The sequence below is a fragment of the Desulfoferula mesophila genome (assembly GCF_037076455.1).
In the GTDB taxonomy this organism is placed as follows: Bacteria; Desulfobacterota; Desulfarculia; order Desulfarculales; family Desulfarculaceae; genus Desulfoferula; species Desulfoferula mesophila.
This window is the reverse complement of sequence record NZ_AP028679.1, coordinates 2,436,102-2,459,200: the sequence shown is the minus strand read 5'-3', so window position 1 is coordinate 2,459,200 and position 23,099 is coordinate 2,436,102. Positions and strand designations below refer to the sequence as shown.

17 protein-coding genes and 1 pseudogene are annotated in these 23,099 nt (G+C 56.3%); 11 read left to right on the top strand and 7 right to left on the bottom strand.

Annotation, left to right across the window (positions count from 1 at the left end; genetic code table 11):
* The first annotated feature begins 1 nt into the window (after position 1).
* From AACH32_RS11045 to AACH32_RS11030, 4 genes are all read left to right on the top strand, one after another.
* The gene (locus tag AACH32_RS11045; protein ID WP_338599225.1) at positions 2-1,063 is read left to right on the top strand and encodes a branched-chain amino acid ABC transporter permease; all 1,062 of its coding nucleotides are present in this window, start codon (positions 2-4) and stop codon (positions 1,061-1,063) included.
* Between the two features lie 171 nt (positions 1,064-1,234).
* Positions 1,235-2,398 (top strand): ABC transporter substrate-binding protein, encoded by a 1,164-nt coding sequence (locus tag AACH32_RS11040; RefSeq protein WP_338599222.1) that lies wholly within the window; start codon positions 1,235-1,237, stop codon positions 2,396-2,398.
* 63 nt (positions 2,399-2,461) lie between these two features.
* Entirely contained in the window at positions 2,462-3,265 is an 804-nt protein-coding gene (locus AACH32_RS11035; protein WP_338599219.1) for an ABC transporter ATP-binding protein, read from the top strand.
* Between the two features lie 135 nt (positions 3,266-3,400).
* Entirely contained in the window at positions 3,401-4,684 is a 1,284-nt protein-coding gene (locus AACH32_RS11030) for a phenylacetate--CoA ligase family protein (protein WP_338599216.1), read from the top strand.
* A 427-nt stretch (positions 4,685-5,111) separates the two neighbouring features.
* On the opposite strand, the gene AACH32_RS11025 is transcribed toward AACH32_RS11030, so the two are convergent.
* Positions 5,112-6,026 (bottom strand): bile acid:sodium symporter family protein, encoded by a 915-nt coding sequence (locus tag AACH32_RS11025; RefSeq protein ID WP_338599213.1) that lies wholly within the window; start codon positions 6,024-6,026, stop codon positions 5,112-5,114.
* Positions 6,027-6,165: 139 nt separating this feature from the next.
* Positions 6,166-8,064: a propionyl-CoA synthetase gene (locus tag AACH32_RS11020; protein ID WP_338599210.1), complete on the bottom strand. Its 1,899-nt coding sequence runs from the start codon at positions 8,062-8,064 to the stop codon at positions 6,166-6,168.
* A gap of 334 nt (positions 8,065-8,398) precedes the next feature.
* On the opposite strand from AACH32_RS11020, the gene AACH32_RS11015 reads away from it, so the two are divergent.
* The 7 genes from AACH32_RS11015 (at position 8,399) to AACH32_RS10985 (ending at position 16,913) form a co-directional block, all read left to right on the top strand.
* Entirely contained in the window at positions 8,399-9,103 is a 705-nt protein-coding gene (locus AACH32_RS11015; protein WP_338599207.1) for a DUF1847 domain-containing protein, read from the top strand.
* A gap of 1,019 nt (positions 9,104-10,122) precedes the next feature.
* Complete coding sequence (istA, locus tag AACH32_RS11010) at positions 10,123-11,622, top strand: IS21 family transposase (RefSeq protein WP_338599205.1); 1,500 nt, start codon at positions 10,123-10,125, stop codon at positions 11,620-11,622.
* Positions 11,619-12,395 carry an IS21-like element helper ATPase IstB gene (gene istB, locus AACH32_RS11005; RefSeq protein WP_338598784.1) on the top strand — a complete coding sequence of 259 codons (777 nt, stop codon included), beginning with the start codon at positions 11,619-11,621 and terminating at the stop codon, positions 12,393-12,395. The genes istA and istB overlap by 4 nt, the downstream gene beginning before the upstream one ends.
* Positions 12,396-13,029: 634 nt before the next feature.
* Positions 13,030-13,200, top strand: coding sequence for a hypothetical protein (locus tag AACH32_RS11000; protein WP_338599202.1), 171 nt, complete (start codon positions 13,030-13,032; stop codon positions 13,198-13,200).
* 1 nt (position 13,201) lies between these two features.
* Positions 13,202-13,633: a hypothetical protein gene (locus AACH32_RS10995; protein ID WP_338599199.1), complete on the top strand. Its 432-nt coding sequence runs from the start codon at positions 13,202-13,204 to the stop codon at positions 13,631-13,633.
* A gap of 69 nt (positions 13,634-13,702) precedes the next feature.
* The gene (locus AACH32_RS10990; protein WP_338599197.1) at positions 13,703-16,096 is read left to right on the top strand and encodes a phage/plasmid primase, P4 family; all 2,394 of its coding nucleotides are present in this window, start codon (positions 13,703-13,705) and stop codon (positions 16,094-16,096) included.
* A 463-nt stretch (positions 16,097-16,559) separates the two neighbouring features.
* Positions 16,560-16,913, top strand: a complete 354-nt coding sequence (locus AACH32_RS10985) for a hypothetical protein (protein WP_338599193.1) — start codon at positions 16,560-16,562, stop codon at positions 16,911-16,913.
* A gap of 839 nt (positions 16,914-17,752) precedes the next feature.
* Here AACH32_RS10985 and AACH32_RS10980 read toward each other — a convergent pair.
* From AACH32_RS10980 to AACH32_RS10965, 5 genes and pseudogenes are all read right to left on the bottom strand, one after another.
* Positions 17,753-18,808, bottom strand: a pseudogene (locus AACH32_RS10980) (IS481 family transposase).
* A gap of 415 nt (positions 18,809-19,223) precedes the next feature.
* Complete coding sequence (locus AACH32_RS20900) at positions 19,224-19,424, bottom strand: hypothetical protein (protein ID WP_350341516.1); 201 nt, start codon at positions 19,422-19,424, stop codon at positions 19,224-19,226.
* A complete protein-coding gene (locus tag AACH32_RS10975; protein WP_338599190.1) occupies positions 19,421-20,230 on the bottom strand; it encodes a DUF2092 domain-containing protein in 810 nt (269 codons plus the stop codon). Before AACH32_RS10975 ends, AACH32_RS20900 begins: the two co-directional genes overlap by 4 nt.
* 241 nt (positions 20,231-20,471) lie before the next feature.
* Positions 20,472-21,137 (bottom strand): OmpA family protein, encoded by a 666-nt coding sequence (locus AACH32_RS10970; RefSeq protein WP_338599187.1) that lies wholly within the window; start codon positions 21,135-21,137, stop codon positions 20,472-20,474.
* Between the two features lie 118 nt (positions 21,138-21,255).
* On the bottom strand, positions 21,256-22,791 hold the full coding sequence (locus tag AACH32_RS10965; protein WP_338599184.1) for a DUF1254 domain-containing protein: 1,536 nt from the start codon (positions 22,789-22,791) through the stop codon (positions 21,256-21,258).
* Between the last annotated feature and the right edge of the window lie 308 nt (positions 22,792-23,099).

Here is a 23,099-nt window from a genome sequence, read left to right as displayed (position 1 = left end):
AATGCCCTGCGGCCTTTTCTTCGAGACTTATCAAAAGGACGAAAGCATCTTCCCGACCTTGTGGCTCAAGGTCTGGATGATCGCCTTGGGCCTGTTTCTGCTGACCTTTCCCTTTTTCTCCCAGACGGTGAGCGATTGGCTGGGCATCAACGTGCTCAACCTTTTCAACCTCATCTTCATCTATATCGTGGGGGCCCATGGACTCAACCTGCTCACCGGCTACACCGGCCAGATCTCCCTGGGCCACGGGGCCTTCATGGGAGTGGGGGCCTACACGGCGGGCATCCTGGCCAATCTGGGTTGGCCCTTCTGGCTGGCCCTGCCCGCGGCCGGGCTCATGGCCGCGGCGGTGGGCATGATCTTCGGCATCCCCTCGCTTCGCCTGCGCGGGCTCTACCTGGCCATCGCCACCTTGGCCGCCCAATTCATCCTGGACTACGCCATGCGCAACTGGTCTTCGCTGACCGGCGGCTCCAGCGGCCTGATCGTGCCCGCGGCCAGCATCGGCAGCCTCACCTTTGACAACGACTTCAACTTCTACTTCCTGGCCTTGGGCTTTGCGGTGCTGGCCACCATGTATCTCAAAAACATCACCCGCACCCGTACCGGCCGCGCCTTCGTGGCGGTGCGCGACCGCTATCTGTCGGCCGAGGTGATCGGGGTGAACCTGTTCAAGTACCGCATCATGAGCTTCGGCATCAGCTCTTTCATGGTGGGCATCGCCGGCGGCCTGTGGGCCTACTACATCACCATCATCAGCGACGAGCACTTCACCATGTGGCTCAGCGTGCAGTACCTGGCCATGATCATCGTGGGCGGCCTGGGCTCGGTGCTGGGCTCCATCTACGGCGTGGTGTTCATGGTGACCCTGCCCGAGCTGCTGCGCCTGCCGGCCGAGGCCCTTACCAACGTGTATCCCGACATCTTCGTCATCTTCTCCAGTCTCAGGGAGATGGTTTTCGGCATCATCGTCATTATTTTCCTGATCTTCGAGCCCGACGGGCTGGCCGCGCGCTGGCACACCGTCCGGGCCTATTGGAAATTATGGCCGTTTTCTTATTAACCGCAGGGGGCCGGCGCCGGCTCCCGATATCCCCGCCCGCTTTGGGGAGCCCGGAAGTCATGCTCGCACCCGTTGCGAGAAGCCTGGGCAACGGGCGGGGCCAAGGCTGGATTTGCCCGCCGCTCTTTTGGCCGCGGGCCAAGGTGTAACTCGGGAAGGGAGAGGATGCACATGCAGAGGAAACTTTTGGTGACGGCTCTGGCCGTGGCCCTGTGCCTGGCGTTTACGCCGCTGGCCATGGCCAAGGAAATCAAGGTAGGCGGACTGTTTGATATCACGGGCCCCACGGGCGCGGTGGGCAAGGACTACGCCGCCGGAGCGGTGGCCGGCGAGAAATACTGGAACCAGAAAAACGTCCTGGGCGGGGACATGCTCAAGCTTATCCCCAACGACTACGCCTACAAGATTCCCGAGGCGGTCAACCTGTACAAGAAGTACAAGGACGTGGACCGGGTCTTCGTGATCCAGGGTTGGGGGACCGGCGACACCAACGCTCTGAGGCCCCTGGTCAACAAGGACAAGATCGTCTTCTTCAGCGCCTCCTATGACGGCAACCTGACCGACCCCAAGAAAAATCCCTACAACTTCTTCATCGGTACCAGCTACTCCACCGCCATCCGCCTGGCCATGATCTACGCCAAGGATCAGGGCGCCAAGAAGGTGGTCTTCATCTACCCCGACCACCCCTATGGCAAGAACCCCATCCCGGCCGGCAAGGACTACGCCAAGAAGCTGGGGCTGCAGATTGGTCCTGACGAGATCGTCAACCTGCGGGCCATCGACGCCACCAGCCAGCTTCTGAACATGAAGAAGTTCAACCCGGATTTCGCCTGGATCGGCGGCACCACCCCCTCCACCGCGGTGATCATCAAGGACGCGGCCAAGCACAACTTGGGCACCAAGTTCATGATCAACTGCTGGGGCTTTGACGAGAACCTGCCCCGCCTGGCGGGCAAGGCCGCCGAGGGCCGCGCCTTTGGCATGCTGCCCGTGGCGCCCTTTGGGGCCAACGTGCCCGGCATGAAGGACGTGGTGGCCGCGGCCGGCGACAAGCCCACCACCCTGCACTTCGTCAAGAGCTGGGTGTCCATGATGGTCATGGTCGAGGGCCTGAAGAAGGCCAAGGCCGCCGGCAAGCTCAACGGACCGGGCCTCAAGGCCGCCCTGGAGACCATCAAGGACTTTAACACCGGCGGGCTGTGCGCCCCCATCACCTACACCAGCACGGACCACCGTCCCAACACCAGCATGGCCATTGGTGGCGTCAAGGACGGCAAGATCTACCTGGTCAAGGACGTGAACTTCCCGCGCCAGAAAGCCTATATCGGCTGGTAGGCAAGCAACCGGCGGGGGGCCCCCGGGCCTCCCGCCTTTCAACACCGCCGGAAGGAAGACGCCATGCCGCTGCTGTCGGTGAACAACATCGAGGTCATCTATGACGACGTGATCCTGGTGCTCAAGGGTCTGTCGCTCAGCGTGGAAGAGGGCCAGATCGTAGCTGTCCTGGGGGCCAACGGCGCGGGCAAGACCACCACCCTCAAGGCCATCAGCGGCCTTTTAAAGACCGAAGAGGGGGAGGTCACCGACGGGACCATAGAGTTCGGCGGGGAAAAGATCAACGGCCTGGACCCGGAGCTGATCGTCAAGCGGGGCATCTTCCAGGTCATGGAAGGACGCCGGGTTTTCGAGGACCTCACGGCCAAGGAAAACCTGGTGGCCGCCGCCCACACCCAGCGCTGCAGCCGGGGCGAGTTGGACAAGCGCATCGAGCAGGTCTACCACTACTTCCCCCGGCTCAAGGAGCGCGAGCACGGCCTGGCCGGCTACCTGAGCGGCGGGGAGCAGCAGATGCTGGTCATCGGACGGGGCATGATGGCCAAACCGCGCCTGATGATGCTCGACGAGCCCTCCCTGGGCCTCAGCCCCCTGTTGGTCAGCGAGATCTTCGAGATCATCGTCAAGCTCAACAAGGATCTGGGCACCACCATATTGCTGGTGGAGCAGAACGCCCGCATGGCGCTCAACATCGCCGACCATGGCTACATCATGGAAAACGGCAAGATCGTCCTGGACGACACCACCGACAAGCTAAAGAACAACGAGGACGTCAAACGCTTTTACCTGGGCATGACCGACGTGGGCACCAAGCGCTCCTACCGCGACGTGAAACATTACAAGCGCCGCAAGCGCTGGCTGACCTAGTCAGACCCAACCAGCCACCGGCATGCCGCGTTGCCGGCAGCGGTCCGGCCTCGTCGTAACTCAAGCTACGTCTACGGCCACGCCTTGCCGGACGCCTTGTCCGCCGGCCGAGACGATTTGAGAAAGAGGGGAAACATGGGGGAAATAGATCGCACCACGGGATATTGGCGGCCGGAGCTGGAGACCAGCGATCCTCAGGCCCGCCAAGAATACCTGGACGGCAAGGTGGCCGAGATCGTGGCCCACGCCTATGCCCACGCGCCCGGCTTCAAGGCCAAAATGGATTCGGTGGGGGCCCAACCCGGGGACGTGACCAAAGTGGCCGACCTGGCCAGGCTGCCCATCACCGAAAAAAGCGATCTAGTCAAGATACAGCAGGCCGATGTTCCCTTCGGCGGGCTCATGGCCGGAGACATGTCTCACGTGCGGCGCATCTATGTCTCTCCCGGTCCCATCTACGAGCCGGGCGACCGGGCCTATGCCGATGACCGCTGGACCCAGGCCCTTTACGCCGGAGGTTTCAGGCCGGGCGACATCGCCCAAGTGACCTTCAACTTCAACCTGGTGCCCTTTGCCTTCAACCTGGACGAGTCTCTCAACCGCCTGGGCTGCGTAAGCATTCCCGCCGGGGTGGGCAACACCGAGCTTCAGGTGCAGATCATGAAGGACCTCCAGGTGCAAGGCTACCTGGGCACTCCCAGCTTCCTGGCCGCCCTGGCCGACAAGGCCGAGGCCTTGGGCTATGACCTGCACAAGGACCTCAACCTGCAGGTGGCCTTCGTGGCCGCCGAGATGCTGCCCGAGAGCCTGCGGACCTCCTTGCAGGAGCGCCTGGGCATGGTCATCCGCCAGAGCTACGGCACGGCGGAGCTAAACTGCCTGAGCTTCGAGTGCCAGCACATGGGCGGCATGCACCTGGCCCAGGACTGCGTGGTGGAGGTGATGGACCCGCAGAGCGGCCAGCCGGTGGAGCCCGGCGAGGTGGGCGAGGTGGTGGCCACCATCTTTGACAAGACCTATCCCCTGATCCGCTTGGGCACCGGCGACCTCACTTCCCTGACCTACGACACCTGCGCCTGCGGGCGCACCGCGCCCAAGATGACCGGGGTGCTGGGTCGGGTGGACCAGGTGACCAAGGTCCGGGGCATGTTCGTGCATCCCTCTGGGGTGCAACAGGTGGCCGCCAAGTTCCCCGAGGTCAAAATGTATCAGCTGGTGGTTACCCGCGAGGCCAACCAGGACGTCATGACCCTGGCCTGCGAGCTGGCCGACCCCAGCGCGGACCGGGAGATGCTGCGGAGCGGCCTGGAAAAAGAAATCAAGGAAGTGCTGCGGGTCAAGGGCCAGGTGAACTTCCAGGAACCGGGCAGTTTGCCCGAGGGGTGCAAGGTTATCGACGACCGCCGCAAGTGGGATTAGCGGCTTCGTCAGAGGCCGCATGGCTGCGTTGCTGGCTTCGCTCAAGCCCCGACGTAGCTTAAACTACGCCTGCGGCTCTCTCTCGCCAGACGCCTTGTCTGCCGGCGGCTGACTGTGCCGCAGGGACAGCGCGGGAGACCCCTGGTGGCGTTGTCGGCATCACTCAGTCCTCGGGGTAGGTCTACTACCCCTGCGTTCCTCGTTCGCCTGCCGCCTTGCCCTGCGGTCTCTGACTGCGCCGCAAGAGCCACCCCCCGATTAGGCTATGGCTGCGTTGCTGGCTTCGCTCAAGCCTCGACGTAGCTTGAACTACGCCTGCGACTCTCTCTCGCCAGACGCCTTGTCTGCCGTCGGCTGAATGTGCCTCCGAGGGGAAACTTAAATTTTGGATGTCGCAAAGGCCGGGGCCAAAAGCTCCGGCCTTTTTCTAGGCCCGGGCCGGGCGCAGGCGCCAACTGAGCCACAGCAGATAGGGCACGAAGGCGATGGTGGCCACGGTGGTGGGCACCGCGGCGGTGGGGCCGAAAAGGGCCAGGCACAAGCCAGAGGCCAGGCCGTAGTTTTTCATGCTGGCGATGAGCATCATGGCCTTGGCTCGTTGCGGGTCCAATCCCCGGCGGCGGGCCGCCCACAGCACTATTTCGCCCACGAGCAGGGTGCTGGCCAGGGCCAGAAAGATCAGGTGCAACAACTGCCATGGCTCGTGCAAAAAGACCTGGCGGTTCAGGCCCACGATGGTGTAGAGCACCAGGAAAAATCCCCAGTTGGTTATGCCGCCCCGCCAGCGCAGGATGGGCCCCTCCCAGCCGCGCCACAGGATGAGGCGCGAGATGGCCATGGGCGCCACGATGAGCGTGAGGATGATGAAAAAAAGTTCGGGGCGGAACAGATGCTCACCCCCGAAGAAGGCCAGGAAGATGAGGGGTATCAGCAACAGCCCCCCCACATAGGCCCCGGACATGGCCACCAGGCTGTAGTCCGGGTCGCCGTCCAGGCACACGGCCAGGGGCATGACCACCACCGCGGGCGGCACCGCGGCCAGCACCACCAGTCCTTGCCAATAGGCCGGCTCCGGCACCAGCCACCAGGCCAAGAGCAGGATCACCCCGCCCTGCACCAAATAACTCAACAGCATGCCGGTTACGGCCGGACGCATGAGCCTTCGCGGTTGGCGAAACAACGACCCCGAAATGGACAAGGTGGCCAGGGTCATGACCATGGCCAGGGAGGGAATCACCAGGGGCTGGGTGTAGGCCGCTCCCTGGCCCGCGGCCAGGCCGCACACCAGGGCCGCCATGAAGACGAAATTGCGGTCGCGAAGTAAATTCCAGATGCGCTGCATGCTCTACCCCGGCTGAAACGGTTGAAACCCACGATGCCTAATAGCATAGGACCGGGGCAGGGAGGACGCAAGGCGCGGCCCAAAAGAACGCCCCGGGCGCGGCGGCCCGGGGCGGTGGGTTGGTCGATAATGGCGGCGCCTAGGCGGGCGGCGGGTAGCCGATGCCCTTGAGGGCCACCCCGATCTCATCCAGGCTCACCGGGTCCTCGATGGTGGAGGGCGCGGTGTATTGGGCGCCGTCGGCGATCTTGCGCATGGTGCCCCGCAGGATCTTGCCCGAGCGGGTCTTGGGCAAACGGGCCACCACGGCCACCTTCTTGAAGGAGGCCACCGCGCCGATCTGGTCGCGCATCATCTGCACCAGCTCGGCCTGAAGCTCCTCGGCCGGGCGGTCCACCCCCGCCTTGAGCACCACGAAGCCCACCGGCAGCTGGCCCTTGAAGTTGTCGGCCGCGCCGATGACCGCGCACTCGGCTACGTCCGGGTGGGTGGCGATGACTTCTTCCATGGCTCCGGTGGACAGGCGGTGGCCCGCCACGTTGATCACGTCGTCCACCCGGCCCATGATGAACACGTAGCCGTCATCGTCGATGTAGCCCTCGTCGCCGGTGAAGTAGTAGCCGGGGAAGGGGTTGAGGTAGGAATCCAGGAACCGCTGGTCCGCCTGCCACAGGGTGGGCAGGGTGCCCGGCGGCAGCGGCAGCTTGACCGCCACCACGCCCGGCTGGTTTCGGGGCATCTCCTCGTTGTCGGGCGAGAGGATCTTCACGTCATAGCCGGGGGCCGGTTTGGTGGCCGAACCCGGCTTGATGGGTAGTAGCTCGATGCCCCGGCAGTTGCCCGCGATGGCCCAGGCGGTCTCGGTCTGCCACCAGTGGTCGATCACCGGGCGCTCAAGCAGGTCGGCGGCCCACTGGTAGGTGTCCGGGTCGGTGCGCTCTCCGGCCAGGTAAAGGGCGTCGAAGTTCGACAAATCGTACTTCTTGAGGTGCTCGCCCTTGCTGTCCTCGCGCTTGATGGCCCTGAAGGCGGTGGGCGCGGTGAACAGCACCTTCACCTTGTGCTGATCGATGACCCGCCAGAAGGCCCCGGCGTCGGGGGTGCCCACCGGCTTGCCCTCGTAGACGATGGTGGTGGCTCCGTAGATGAGCGGAGCGTAGACGATGTAGGAGTGGCCCACCACCCAGCCCACGTCGCTGGCCGCCCAGTACACGTCGCCGGGCTCCACGGCGTAGATGTTTTTCATGGTCCAATACATGGCCACCGCGTGGCCGCCGTTGTCGCGCACGATGCCCTTGGGTACTCCGGTGGTGCCCGAGGTGTAGAGGATGTACAGGGGGTCGGTGGCGGCCAGGGTGACGCAGTCGGCGGGCTGGGAGCGCTCCAGCAGCTCGTCGTAGTCCACGTCCCGCCCGACGCTGAGGGGCGCCTCAACCTGGGGCCGCTTGAGGATTATGCATTTGTCCGGCTTGTGGGACGCCAGCTCGATGGCCCGGTCCAAAAGCGGCTTGTAGGCGATGACCTTTTTGCCCTCGATGCCGCAGGAGGCGCTGATCATGGCCTTGGGCTTGGCGTCGTCGATGCGTACCGCCAGCTCCTTGGGCGCGAAGCCACCGAACACCACCGAGTGCACGGCCCCGATGCGGGCGCAGGCCAGCATGGCCACCAGGGCCTGGGGCACCATGGGCATGTAGATGACCACGGTGTCGCCCTTTTTCACCCCCAGGGAGAGCAGGCCCCCGGCCAGGCGGGATACCTGGTCCAGAAACTCGGAGTAGGTTATCTTCTGCACCGTGCCGGTGACCGGGCTGTCGTAGATAATGGCCGCCTGATCGCCCCGGCCCGCCAAAACGTGACGGTCCACGGCGTTGTAGCAGGTGTTCAACTCTCCCCCGGTAAACCAGCGGTAAAAGGGCTTGTTGCTGTCATCCAGCACCTTGTCCCACTTTTTTATCCAGGTGATGTTTTGGGCCGCCTCCCCCCAAAATCCGTTGGGATCCTCCAAGCTGCGCCGGAACACCTCCTCATAGGTGGCCATCGTCCGATCCTTTCCCGCCGCCTATTGGGCGACGCTGGCTGACATCATATGAAGCACGGCCCTTCTCCCCGGCCCGGGGCCGGCGGGAGCTGAGTGCGCTGAAAGGCTCGTAAAAATTGTAGATAAAGGCCTTTCCTCCTGGCCATGGGGGGTAACCCCCAATTCGGCGGGTGAAGACCCTACCCCCAATTTGCCTGGCCTGGCGGACGACGTGTGCTAAGGTGGGGAGGTCAACGAACGGCCAGATCTTCATCATAGCAAAGACGTCCCGGGTCGGGCAGGGCTTTGCGGGCCGAGCAGCCACCGTCCACCTTGGGCCAGGGGAGAATCATCCATGGATAACCATAAAAAAACCTCACAACCGGCCTGCGCTTCCTGTCACGTGGCCACCGCCAAACGGGCCTGTGTTACCCCCGGCGGGGTTGGCGGGCCGGCCTGTCCCACCCAGGAGCAGGCCGAGGCTCTGCAGGCGGCCAACGCCAAGTACGACGATCCCAAGCTCAAGGAGTTCGCCCGCCAGGCCTCCTTGCAAGAGGCGTCCTGCTACGCCAACCGCCACCAGCGGCCCTATGTGCTGCAGCCCTCCAAGACCCGCATCCAAGAGATATGGGAGTTCGCTCAGCGCATGGGCTATCGCAAGGTGGGGCTGGCCTTTTGCCTGGGCCTGGTCAAGGAGGCGGCCAAGGTGGAGGAGATATTCCAGGAGCATGGGCTGGAGGTGGTTTCAGCCTTGTGCAAGGCAGGGGCCACGCCCAAGGAGATGCTGGGCCTGGGCGACGAGGACAAGATACGCCAGGGCGGCTTCGAATCGGTGTGCAACCCGGTGTTCCAGGCCGAGCTGATGAATCGGGCGGGCACCGAGCTGAACGTGCTGCTGGGCCTGTGCGTGGGCCACGACTCGCTGTTCTTCGCCCACGCCAAGGCCCCCACCACGGTGCTGGCGGTCAAGGACCGGGTGACCGGGCACAACCCCCTGGCCGCGGTCTACCTGGCCGACGTCTATTACGCCAAGCTCAAGCAGGGCGAGGAGCCGGAATAGGGCGGCCAACCCCCACGCGCCCCACAAACAAAACGCCAACCCCGGGCCGGGGTTGGTGTTTTATGTGCGTTAGTGACGCTAAAAATCAAAGGGGCCGGCTCTTATGAGCCCGCCCCTTGATCTTGCTGTTGGTGCCGAAGGGGAGAGTCGGAGCTACACTCGACACTGATCTGCAAATACCTGATACTGCTATCTAAATTAACCTATGTCCAATCTATCGAATCCTAGGTTTGTGTGAAAACCTTGTACCTTTCACACAAATACTATATCATAGTTTAGTGCTTTTTGTCATGGTTTTTAATGCTTCAGTGGGAGTCCCATGGCGAGCCTTGATCAGGCGTTCTTCGAGGAGCCGGGTGAGGTAGTCCCTTTCAAGCGAACCCGGCGGGAAAAGGATCCCCGCTGAGCCCCTGTACAACAGAACCCCGAACTGAATGCGTGTAATGGTGTAAGATTTTGACTAGCTAATTTTTTTGTACTATTTATCGTCTTACACCCTTACACCACATCGGCCTGCCCCATTTTTTGTGTTTTACTGCCTAGAGCGAGGTGTCAGACAGACGGGGGCCCCGTGTAATTGACCATCGATGCCCTACGTACCCTGCATCCATCTCCTGGTGGTTGGCCACAACCTCGAATGTGGTCTTTTATCTTCCGTTCTTGATCACCGCTGAAGGCAGCGGTGATACTAGTTGCGTCCCACTCAAGATATCTATTATTAATAAGAAATTGATAATAATAACAAATGCCACTATTTTTAATGTCCCCCAGGGTTAGACCAACAACTGCTTTCATGTGTCTAGTTAATTTGCCTGTATCATACTTTTTACCTTTTTTGTTCGGGAACAAATGCATATTAGGACCAAATGTAAATGGCGGTCCAAAAGCGAGACGATTTTAGTGGCGGTTGAAAACCGTGACACACCGATTCAGTTTTCTTCAGGTGTTTTGGTGCGATGGAGGCCATGGTGGCTTCCAGGCCAGGACTCTCTGGAGGAGCGGAAGGGGTGTACACGGACATGGATCAATGGGCCCGGATCAGACTTGAGTTGCGCGATGGCCAGGCGAGCAAGCGCGAGTTAATGCGTAGAGAGGGCATCCATTGGGATACCCTGCAAAAGATTCAGAATTTTCCCGAGCCTCCCGGATACCGGCTCAGCACCCCCCGAGCCAAGCCCAAGCTTGGCCCCTACCTTGAGTTGATCGCCCGGATCATAAAAGAGGACAAAAAGGTTCCCAAGAAGCAAAGGCACACGGCCACGCGCATATATCACCGCATCAAGGAGGCGGGTTATCAGGGCAAGTACACCCAGGTAAAGGAGGCGGTGCGCGCAATCAAGCGCGTGAGCCAGGAGGTGTACATGCCCCTGGTCCATCGTCCCGGCGAGGCGCAGGTGGACTTTGGCTATGCCCTGGCCAAGGTTTCCGGGGAGCTTCGCAAGATAGCGCTTTTTATCATGGCCTTGCCGTACTCCGATGCCTTTTTCGTGGCGGCCTTCGACAAGGAGTGCAGCGAGAGCTACTGGGAAGGGCATGCCAGGGCGTTCGAGTTTTTCGGTGGGGTGCCCCACCGGATCAGTTACGACAATAGCAAGGTCCTGGTTTCCAAGATCATAGGGCCTCATGAGCGCAAGCTGACCGATGGTTTTCTCAAGCTGCAGAGCCATTACCTTTTTCGGGAGCATTTTTGTCGGGTGCGGCGTCCAAACGAGAAGGGCGTGGTGGAAGGGGTGGTCAAGTACGCCCGGCAGAATTTTTTGGTGCCAGTGCCCCAGGTGAAGGACCTGGCCGAGCTCAATGCCATGCTTTTAAGGCAGTGCCGCGACGACATGAAGCGCCGTTTGCGTGGCAAGGGCGGTAGCAAGGCCGAGGTTTTGCAGGAAGACCAGACAGCCTTTGTCCCCCTGCCTCCCTCCCGCTTCGATGCCTGCCGCAAACAGCCTACCCGGGCCAATTCATTGTCCCTGGTCCGCTTCGACGACAATGACTACTCGGTGCCGGTGGCTTGTGCCCACCATGAAATTGTGGCCAAGGGCTATGTGGATCGGGTGGTGCTCTGCCACCATGACGTGGTGGTGGCCCGCCACTCCCGATCCTGGGGCAAGGAAGGGGTGTTTTTCGACTACCGGCATTATCTGCCCTTGCTGGAGCGCAAGCCTGGCTCCCTGGACCACGCCCGCCCCCTGGCTGACCTAGATCTGTCTGAGTGCTTTGAGGTCTTGAGGCGGCGGCTGGTGGCCGGGGAAGACATGCCTGGCCAGGGCACCCGTAAATACATAAAGGTCCTACGTTTGCTGGAGGACCACTCCATGGCCAGACTGAAGCGGGCGGTGGAGCAGGCATTGTACGCGGGAGCCTATGCCCCGGAGGCCATTGTCCACCTGCTGGAGCCGCCATCATCAGGGCCCGCGGCCACCTTCCTGCTGGACGGTCGTGAGCACCTGGGCCGAGTGAGCGTGGCCGGGCCCGATATCACAGTCTATGACTCCCTCCTCGCGCAGGGAGGGGCGCTGTCATGAAGGACCAGGACAAACCCACCGTGCTCTTGGAGTACCACCTCAAAAAGCTGAAGCTGCCCACCATTCTCCGGGAATACGCGGCCATGGCCAAGGTCTGCAGCCAAGACCGCTCCGATTACATGACCTACCTGCTGCGCCTGACCGAGCGGGAGCTTCTGGACCGCGAGAAGCGGGCAGCCGAAAGGCGCATCAAGCAAGCCGCCTTTCCGGTGATCAAGACCATGGACACCTTTGATTTCAAGGCACAGCCCTCCATCAATCAGCAGCTGGTCAGGGAGCTGATGAGGGGCGAGTACATCGCCAAAAAGGAAAACGTGCTCCTGATCGGAAACTCCGGCACCGGCAAGACCCACCTGGCCAGCGCCATGGCCTTTGCGGCCTGCGCCCAGGGAAGCAAGGTGAAATTCTACAGCGCCACCGCCCTGGTCACAGAGCTCATGGAATGCCGCGAGGAAAGACGTCTGCAACGCCTGCAGAAACAGCTCCAGCGCCTACACCTGCTGGTCATCGATGAACTGGGCTATGTGCCCTTCTCCAAGATAGGCGCTCAAATGCTATTCGAGGTGGTGGGTAGGGCATATGAACAACAAAGCCTCATGATCACCACCAATCTCCCTTTCCAGCAATGGACGGAGGTCTTCGGCTCCGAAAGACTCACCGGTGCACTGCTGGACAGACTGACCCATAGGTGCCACATCATCGAGGCCAATGGAGAAAGCTACCGGCTCCGCCAAGCCAAAAGACGATCCCAGGCAAAGCCCAAAACCAACTAAGGCAAGATCATGATTGACAGCATGAACAACAGGACTATATCTCTAAAACAAGTGTCACGGTTTTAGACCGCCAACTGTCCCGCACTTACTCCGCCATTCACACCAAAGTTTGGATACCTTTTTTTAAGGTAAAATAGATACTCTTGCATCCTTATCCTGTATTCCAATGGTAATGGCATTCGCCTAATATGGTACTGGTATGCCCCCTTTATATGTACGATAGGATTAGAAAATATCCCGTTAATGCCCATTACCTGGCGCACACGAGTATTAAGAACCTGACTCCTCTTAAGAGCAAGTAATGCCGTAAAAATAACAATATTGGCTATTACTACAGTATCGAATCGGCGTTGTAAGTCGCGAATTTCCAATGCGCGAGCGGTAAGTTCTTTTACGGTGTAAGTTGGGCATGCCATAGCCTAGAAAATCCTTTCGGCCTCCTTCCAAGACTCCAATAAAGCGTAAAAAGTCTTAAAGAGCAAATTCGTCGGTTAGATGCACTAATATTATTTATTGCCGTATTTTCTGGGAGATATACCACAAAAGGGTCATTTTTAGCAAGTTCGAGCTCTAAAAAATTTAACAAACTATATGAGGACCAATATTTGCCACTTTTAAAATTAAGGAGAACGGAATGAAAAAAACTGAATTGGTCAACATTTGTGAAAGATGCGGGAGCTACAACGATTTTATAGAAGCTCCAAGTGGAGAGACTTGGTTCATTTGCCGGAGATGCGGTAATACCCAACCAAAGATTGATGAACTGAGCGTTGAAACATTTACTCAAAAAGAAGGAGAAAATTAAAATGGAAATGGAAATAGGTACAACTAAATGTCCTGAATGTCACTGCCATTACCCTGTACTTCCCGTTCCGTACCCTGGAATTCATCTCTTGTGCCCCTGGTGTGGCTATTCATACCCAGAACAAATCGAAGACCCTGAACCAGTGGTAGCCGCAATGTGGAAATTAAAGGAATTGGACGAGAACAACATTGATGAGGATGTTACCAAGCAAAAAAATATAGAGGTTTATATGGCCAATTTTAAAGCTATGGCTGCTCATGTGGAATTTGTGGATGCATTTATTAGGTATGGCCGTATGCACAGGTCTTATCGCCTAAAAGACATGGAGGTACGCCTTAAATCTGCGCTCCGGTGCATAGAAGTTCTGGTTCAACTTGCCGAAGAAAATGATTTTAAAATCGATGTAGAGACCGGTAAAGACATGAATGAGTAAATTTTAACATTTAATGCGTGGGCCTGCCCTAGGTATGGCCCACACCTAATTAAAAAAAGGAGAAAATTAATGCCCATTAAAAATACCCAAAAAAACTTGGAAGCAGCACTTACCTATGCCCGCTTAGGCTGGAGGGTGTTACCGTTACATTCAGTTATAAATGGCCGATGTGCGTGTGGTGAACCTGACTGCGACAGTCATGGCAAAAATCCCATTATCAAAAAAAACTGGCCAGATGTCGCCACCGATGATCCTCACCAGATCGAGGAGTGGTGGAGCCAATGGCCGGATGCCAATGTAGGAATCCTGACGGGAGCTGCAAGCGGGATCTTCGTCCTGGACGTGGACCCGAAGAACGGCGGTGATGAAGCCCTCGCCCAACTTGAACAGCAGCACGGTCCGCTGCCTTCGACCGTTATCTCCAATACTGGCGGTGGTGGGAGGCACATTTTGTTCAAGTATCCCTTGGGAAGCGATATCGGCAATTCAGCCAGTCGTCTTGGCCCGGGATTAGATATTCGAGGGGATCGAGGCCAAATAGTGGCACCTCCCTCTATCCATGCTTCAGGTGGAGTCTACGCTTGGGATGAGAATCATCATCCCGACGATCTGGAACCCGCAGAGGCACCGCAATGGATAATCGACAAGGTCAAATCCAAAAAACAGCCACGCCCTGTTCGGAAATCAGGTGCCGGCCAAGGGAAACCTTCCAGAAGCGCCGAAAAGTTCGAGGGGGCGGGTGCCCTTTTGGAGTATGAGTTGAAAACCCTGGCGAAAGTTTCTGAGGGCGAAAGAAACGATCAACTAAACAAGAGAGCTTATTACATTGGCCGTATTCTGGATTCCGGTGAGCTGGATGAAGATATGGTGCGGAGGCAATTCTCTGAAACCGCCAAGATGATTGGTCTTGGTTCCGAGGAAATCGCAGACACGCTGAACAGCGCCCTGGAAGCTGGCAAAAGGAACCCTCGCACACCCCTGAGCAACGAGCGCATCAATCACTACCTGGCACACAGCCAAAAAGGGGACGCCGAGCTTTTCATAGAAGAGCAGCGTGGTCAACTCTGCTTGGATCGAACCTCTGGCAAGTGGTTCCTGTGGACCGGGTCCCATTGGATGGAAGACAAAAAGGGTGAACACAAAAGACGCCTTGATGATGTGGAGAAAATCTATCAAGAGGCTCTGATACTCAAACAAATTGAAGCGAATGCTAAGAGATCAGTTGGAGAAAAGAGTGCAGCGCAGGACCTCGAGCGTTTAATCAAGAGACTCAGAGAGCGCATCAGTAATCTCGGGAAATCTCCCTGGCAGAAGAACGTGGTCGATCAGGCCGCTACCGGCGCAGACTCCCTGGCCATCACCGGCGAGGAGTGGGATGCCAATACTGACCTACTGGGGGTATCCAATGGAGTTTTGGAATTTGACCGACAAGCCACAACTGTAGTCTTCAGACCCTCCCAGCCAGATGATTTCATCAGGAATATCATCCCGACACCCTGGCCCGGGGGAAATGGCTCCTACGGCATCGGCGATCTTAATGACCTAGCTAACGGCCCATGCTTTAGAAAGTTCCTGCAGGATATCTGTGGTGGTGATCAAGATCAGGTGAGATACCTCCAAGTCATCCTCGGATATGCCCTAACCGGCAGAGTGACCGAACATAACTTTTTCATGCTTCATGGATCTGAAGGCCGTAATGGTAAGACCACCCTCACCAATGTCCTGTGGCATGTCTTGGGGAATCTTGCTGGTCCGATCGACGTGGAACTGCTTCTGCAGCATGTCCACAACAGATCCGCAGACGCAGCCAGCCCCGCTCTGATGGCTTTAAAAAGCAAACGAATGGTATGGAGCCCGGAATCGGATAAGGAGTGTAAGTTGAGCTCCAGCGAGGTAAAGCGCCTCACCGGTGGCGACCTTTTAACCGCCCGTAGTCTCTACGGGGCACAAACCACATTCAAACCGACCCACACCATATTCATGCTCACCAACAGACTTCCAGATCTGGATATAAGTGACGCGGCGCTAAGGGAGCGCATAAAGGTGGTGCCTTTTGACCAGCGGTATGTAGACGATCCAAAGGGACCCAATGATCACCGAAAAGATCCTGATTTAATTATCAAGTTGCAAGAAGATACCGCCCATATCCTTGCCTGGTTGGTGCAGGGCGCTTTGATATACGGCAAGAACAAAAAGTTACCTGAATGTCCTGCAGTAGTGAAAGCCACCCAGAGGTATTTCGCCAGTAAAGATGTGGTAGGTCGGTTTGTTGAGAAATGTTGTTTTGAATCACCAGGATCGAAGCTCAAAGCAATTGACGCATACAATGCTTACCAGAAATGGTGTAAAGACAAAAGTATCAAGGCAGATTCCTCAACCGAGTTCGGGATGAAGTTCTCTAAGCTGTTTGAGAAAAAAAGGGAAACCGATGGAATTTATTATCATGATGTTGGCTTGAAATAGCTAGCAGTCCCTTTCGCCAGTGGTTAGTATGTAGGGTATGTAGGGTTATACTATTGTTTTTCAAAAAATATATAAAGAAAAAGAATAAGACAAAAGAATATACAAAACCATACATACCCTACATTACCTGGTGGACACTGAAAGTATTCTTGAGGACATTCCTCATGAAGTTATCAATAACCAACATTGATCAACAATACTTCCCCTCTCCCTACCTGGCGAAGGGTGGCGAAGCTGGACTTTAGTGACTTGTGGATATTTAACTGGAATTACATACCTGTCTATAAAGGATTACAAGGAATAATGTTGCGTGCGAAGCATTTCAGATGCTTTTAATGCCACACATTAACCTGCCAGTACGTCTTATAAAAAAATCCTTGCAATTTATACTTGTGAGCTTGTAAGACTAGTAATAATCAAATTGGTCGAAATTTTATCCCTCCCAATGCACAGGAGAATACCTATGGCCAGGACCTCGAAATGGAATGAGGAAGACCGCAAGAAACTTATCAAGATGGTCAACGATGGCGTATCAGAGCAAGAAATTCGGGAGACGCTGGCTTACAAGAAAAAAGCTATGACCTCGGTTGAGTTCGCGCAGCAGTTAAAGATGGCCATGGTTGAATCCGGCAAGATCAAGCAAGCAGCAACTGGTGGCAAGGCGAAAGCCAAGCCTACTACCTATTCTGTCACCGCCAAGGGTCGACTGACCGTGGGCGATTTTGGTGAAAAATCGGGTGCCAAACCTGGAGCTAAGTTCACCTTGGAGAAACCTCGGGGTAAGTCCAAGGCTTGGAGGCTGGTGCCTGTCGATTAAGGGTTAGAATGATATCGCATAGCCGCATTCCTGTGTTCGTGCGGAATGGGGCTTTTAAATATTCAAACTCAATAAGCTCGCTTTCTCTTTTCCATTATTTTCAATATATCCTTATCAAGTTTATGAACTATTTCTTTGGCTGCATTTTCGAGTTCACCAACATCTGCAAATAGTACATCACTATACACTCGGTCTATATATAACAGGTTGCATTTACGACTTATTTTGAGTGCGCAAAACACATATCTAATAGCCCAACCTGTACGTTTTTTCGAATCCTTAAACACATATCCTTTGAGGGTTAATAACATGGCATAGTCATAACCGTTTTCAACGATATCTACGTTTCCCAATGATTTTAATTCGGATTCAATGCTGCTGACAAATTTTCCTTTATACTTAGTGTCTCCGGTTACTTACAAAAGCACTCTAAATTTTGGAACAGCCAAGGTATTCCCTGCAAAACACAATGATTGCAGCAAAATACAAACCAAAACCACTAGGTACTTCGTAGGCCTCATGATTCTTCCCAAAGTTGCTATAAGTGTATCTTCTAAAAATAACATGCCATCGTATTAATGTCTAACGCACACCAAATTTAATCTTGGTCCCTTCTAAAAAAATACTTTGGTGCCAGTGACTTGCCCGCCTTAGAGTGGTCCAGCTTTTAGGCTAAGATTTGGAGCTAGAGATGTAGGTTGATGATAGCCAGGAAGCACTATTCAGCCGAGCAGATCATCGGCAAGCTTAGAGGGGCGAAAACCCTGTAACCAAGGGATAAGTTGTCCTAGTCACTAATTGCGTTTACAGATTGGCCTTCCGGCAGATGGTTTAGGTTACTACGCTGCCTCGTCGGTTTCTAGCCCTTCATAGACATGCCTTTGGTAAAGATTCAGGCCATCCATGAAAGCCTGTAAAGGGGTGCGCCCCTGGCAGTATCGGCCCTGGTTGGTGCGCTCGGTGTTGTACTGCTCCATAAAGGCGTACAGGTCGGCCTGGATTTCTTCGATGGTGTGATAGAGCTTCTTCCGGAAGGCCACCTGGTAATACTCATCCTGGATGGTCTGATGGAGCCGCTCCACCGCTCCGTTGGTCTGGGGACGCCTGACCCTAGTTCGGGTGTGCTCGATTTCGTTAAGGTGCAGGAAAAGCTCATAGGGGTGGCTGTCCTGGCGACCGCATAGTTCCGGGCCGTTGTCGGTGAGCACCCGATGCACCCTGATGCTGTGGCCGTCGAAAAAGGGGAGCACCTTGTCGTTGAGCAGATCCGCGGCGGTCAGGGCCGTCTTCTCCCGATAGACCTTGGCAAAGCCCACATTGCTGTGGGTGTCAATGGCCGTCTGCTGGTAGATGCGGCCAATGCCCTTGATGGTGCCCACGTAGCAGGTATCCTGGGCCAGGAGAAAGCCGGGATGAGGGCTCTCCACCTCACCATAGGATTCCTTCTCCTCCTTGGCCGCCTCCAGGGCCTGTACCTGGGACTCGGTGAGCACCTCGGTGTTTTCCGCCGCCCATTTCTCCAGGCGCTTCAGGCGCTGGGACCTGACCGTGAGATCATGGCGCTGCCAGATGCTGCGGATGCCTCCGGCACTGATCTGTATACCCGCCTTTTTCAGCTCGTTGGCCACCCGGGTCTGGCCGTGGGTGGGAAACTGTAAGGAGTAATCAAGCACCTTCTGCTCTATCTCGGGAGCCACGCGATTGCCGATTCTGGGCATCCGGCGGCTCTTCTCCAAGAGCCCTTCCAGACCTTCATCCTCAATGGCTTGTTTGATGTCGTAATAGTGCTGGCGGCTGACCCCCAGCTAGCGGCAGGCCTCGGAAATGTTGCCCAGGGTCTGGCCCAACTCCAGAATGTTGAGCTTCCGGTGGATGATATACTGAGCTTGAGTCATGGTCCTTCCTCCTATGGCTAAGTGGTCCTTTTGCTAAAACCATCTTAACCGGAAGGCCATGACTCCTTCCTCTAGGTCCCTAACCTGTCAACGCTATTCTCGACTAGGGCAGATAAGTAGCGGGGAAGATCGACCCCCCATATATTGACCAAAACTCAACTCACCTTTAGAATTTATCCATGCCACCCGTCCACTCAAATAGCACCGAAGCTATCAAAGAGCTCGCCGGTCGTATGATCTTAAGGGCCACCCAAGACCTACTGCATCCAGAGCACAGTGAAGGAGCTCTGGCTTGGCTCAACGGCTCCGATGCTAAACTCACCTTCCAGCTCTGTGCTAACGTGCTGGGTTTGGACGAAGAAGCGCTGCGCCAAGCTATCTTGAAAACTGCTGACGCCCGCTGATTCCCGACTGCTTAGTAGTATAATCCCCGTCTCACTGAGCGCCGCGCTACCCCGGCATAGCTCACAGGCGTCAGGGGACGACCGACTATTGCCTGTGCGGATGAGACAAAGGTCTTAGCACCAGGAATCGAAAGTTGTTCTCCAAGCTCCAAACCGACTAGGCACGTGACTCCGACTATCAGCAGAACCACAATTTTTTTCAATGCGCTCATTTTGCACCTCCCTTTGTAAAATTACTTGGCAAATCGCTTAGTTCACCAATATCCTTCAGGTCAACCTTTTTGGCGTTTGTGGAGTTCTTAAAGCTGAAATCGGTTGCCTTGACTGCGTCACCAGCCTTCCAGTCGCGGATCTGGATGCTGTATTGCGGCCCACCGACAATGAGTTTCGAGGTGATGGAAAATCGAGTAGGATAAGGGCTCTTCCCCCGGGCGATCCAGATTTGCCAATCGACCTCTTTGGCGCGAAATGCGAAATGATCGCTCTCCACTCCACCGATTACTCCGCTGCCGAGATCCTTGATATCGGTCACATCAACCATCAGGTAATCATAGGCATTTGAGGTCAGCAGATCGGCGGCCGGTAGGGGTCTGTTGTATTTGTCCCTCATTTCCGTGATGAGGTGGTCAATTGTCCCAGGTGCCTTTATCTGCGCATAGGCATTAAGGTTTTTACCTAAGAGAGTTAGCACCTTCCCGTCAAAAAACATTGCAATATTGCCAAAACCGCCTATGCGGGTAGCAATAATTTTATCCGGCCGGTTCAGGGTAACCGTGCCAGAAGCGGCCAGGGCGATTTTCTGGTGATCTGTCGTGACGACTTCCAAAATGCTGTCATAGGCAAAAGAAATTTTCTTCTGCGCCGCTAAGTAATCAGACATGGATTTAAGGATTTTTTTGGCATCTTGCGCATCAGCTCGTGCCCCTGATGGCGTGTAAAGTCCGACCATCATGGTACACATCACAGCAACCATAATGGCCATCCATGCTTTTGCCAATCTTGTCATAACCTTCTCCATCGAATTAGCCCTCCGCTTTTGAGATGACCATCTTCGTTGCCTAAAATGAGATGTTACGTTGTCAAAACCTATGAAACTCAAGAGAGATCAACTCCAAGTTACAACTAGGGACCTTGACAACAAACATTAAGAGAACGATCCGGCACCGCATATCAGATTTCCGATTTCGTCGGCTACAAAAAAGCCGGGAGTCGGATTTCGCCGATGCCGCCCTGTAAAAACGCTCAACCGTTCGTGCGTATCAGGAGGAGACCACGGGATGGATAACCACCTCGGCCCTGCCATCCATGTAGCGGCTGTTGGGATTGCCGGAAGCCGTCACCAGCACGGGCGCAACCCCCATCCCCAGCAGCATGGTCCGGATCGCCTCGGCCCGCTGGTTGGCCAGCGTCTGCCTCTGAGCCTGGGTACCGGTGCTGTCGGGATGGCCGATCACCACGATCGTCGTCTTGCCGTAGGTGCTGACCACGTTGGCGATCGTCTGCAGCGTGGGTATGAAACCGGAATTGACCACCGCCGAGCCGGGGGCGAACGCCGTGGAGCCGGTCTCCGTCACCAGCAGGGCGTTGTCGGCCAGAATCTGCACCGAAGCCTCTCCGGCATTGATCTGGGGCGCCAGGGCTTTTTCCAGGTCCTTCTTGCGGTCGTCCATGAAATGCCCCACCACGGCACCGGTGAGCGCTCCGCCGGCGGCCCCGATCAAGGCACCGGCCCACGGGTTGGAATGGTCGATGATGGCTCCGATGGCCGCCCCGCCGGCTCCGCCGATTATGCCGCCTTTGGTGGTGTCGGTCATGGTGGACACACCGCCGTTTCCGGCGCAGCCCGAAACGGCAAACACGGCGATAACCCCCAGCACCATCAGACTAATACCGATGGATTTTTTCCTCATTAGTTGCATTGCCATTGATCCCGTTATCCCCAGTTGAAGTTGTGGTTGAAAAGTATGCGGGCGAACCGATCCAGAAGGTTGGGGCCTTTTGACTGGGCTCTCTCCCGCTGATCAATTACCAGGTTCATACCATTTATTTAACCAATTCGATTTCACCAGGTCGCCAGGTCTTGTGGAACCATGGCTCCAGCGGGCTGTATAGGCGCAGAAGGGTATTCCAGCCCTTGCCTGGGATAGTCTGCACCCAGTTGCTTTTCTTCCCCGCTGGCGGCTTCGGCCCGAAGTAAATATCCACCGAACCGTCAGGATTAATCTGGGTTCCTTTGTTTTGACTACTTAGACTCGGGAATCGATGGTCGGTCTGGATCATGGAGCGAGTCTGGTTGCTGTAGAGAATCACCGACCAGAATTCCTTGACCGGGATGTTGGGCGGCAGGTGCAGCTTATAATTTTTACCACCGTCAAGCGGTCTGCCCTGGGAGTCGCGAGCGGCCCAGGCGTACTGAGAGCCCCTGCCAATCATCTTTGCTTCCATGGCTGGGGTTACACCGGTCGCCAGCCAGTAGTAGTAGCTATAGGCGTCCAGATTCAATACGCCGGGACGCCATTGGAATAAGTACCCTCCGACAAACGGGAGCTGCCACGCACTGTTTTTGTAATAGAAGGTCTCAGGCTCCCTTGGGTGGAAGGCTATCGTCCTCGCAGTCGCATCACCAACGGCAGCCGCCTCGGTGAGGATTTTTTTCATCCGCTCGTCCGGGGCGAAAGGCTTGCCTTTCTGGATACCGACCGCAGCAAAATATCCCATCCGGATCTGGTCGAGGGATTCTGCCGGTTCCTCTTGCACCACCTGGTTGAGTAACTCCCAGAAGCGATAATCGGCCGGATTGACGATGTTGAAGGGCTTGCCCGAAATATCCACGTAGTTGAGTTTTGGCGCCGGCTTAGCGGCATCCGCGAGCGGGTAAATCTTGGTGTACTTTTTGACCATGTCGACACCCGGCTTCGGGTCACCATTCACGAGGAAGCTACGCCAAGGTATCCATGCATTGAAGGTTGGAGACTTTACTACGTAGTAACCGGGAGGGATCTCGCCCTTGTAGCCTGGCGGCAGCAGCAGGTACTTTCCCCCCTTGCCCTTGTCGGGGCCGGTGAGACCTAGATCGACCACCCAGCGGAACCACATGTCCTGAACAGCGCCTAGCACCTTGGGCGGGAGTTCTAAAACTAACGGACCATCCTTAAGGTTAATCCAGGCCCAGCTGTAAACAGTGTTGTCATTGAAGGTCAGCCCTGTGGTTCGCGAGTCCACTAGCTGTTCCCAAATGGGCACGGTGCGGTTCACCGGCCCCAGGGTAAGGCAGGCGTTGCGGTCGGCGGCTTGGCTCACGGCAGGGATGGCTAGCAAATAGGCCTGAACGGCACGCTGGAAATCCAGGTTGTCCCACAGTTTCTTGGCGGTCGCCTCGTCTGGAAAACCATCGAAGAAGTGCAGGGTGCCAAGACGGGTCTCGACCTTGTCCGGTATGGCTATGCCCGGGGCTTGTGGTGTTGAGAATTTGTATTGGGGGTTAGCCGGGGGGCCGGTGAGTTGCTGGGCACTTGCAAGCCCTGGGGCAAGCAGTGCCGCAAAAACAGTTATTATTAATAAATATAATAACTTGCGCATTTAGTTCTATCCTGTCTGTAAGGGGTCCCTGCTATTATTAGCAAGGCAGAGGCAGAGATGGATCCTCATCATGCACTTAGATAATCGCAAAAAATATACCAAGCCTACTGGCGGCACGTAATTTTGCTAACTAGCGTGATATGAAGGATTTTTGCCCGGATACGACAAAGCGAACTTGACTGCCATTTAGCCATTCGGACTAAATACAGTCTTCGCTGACGTTATATAGTCAGCCCGGGACGGAACTTACTTTAAGTGTTGTCATCAAAGGCTATGGGGCAAGTATTGGTTTTCGCCAATTGTAGACC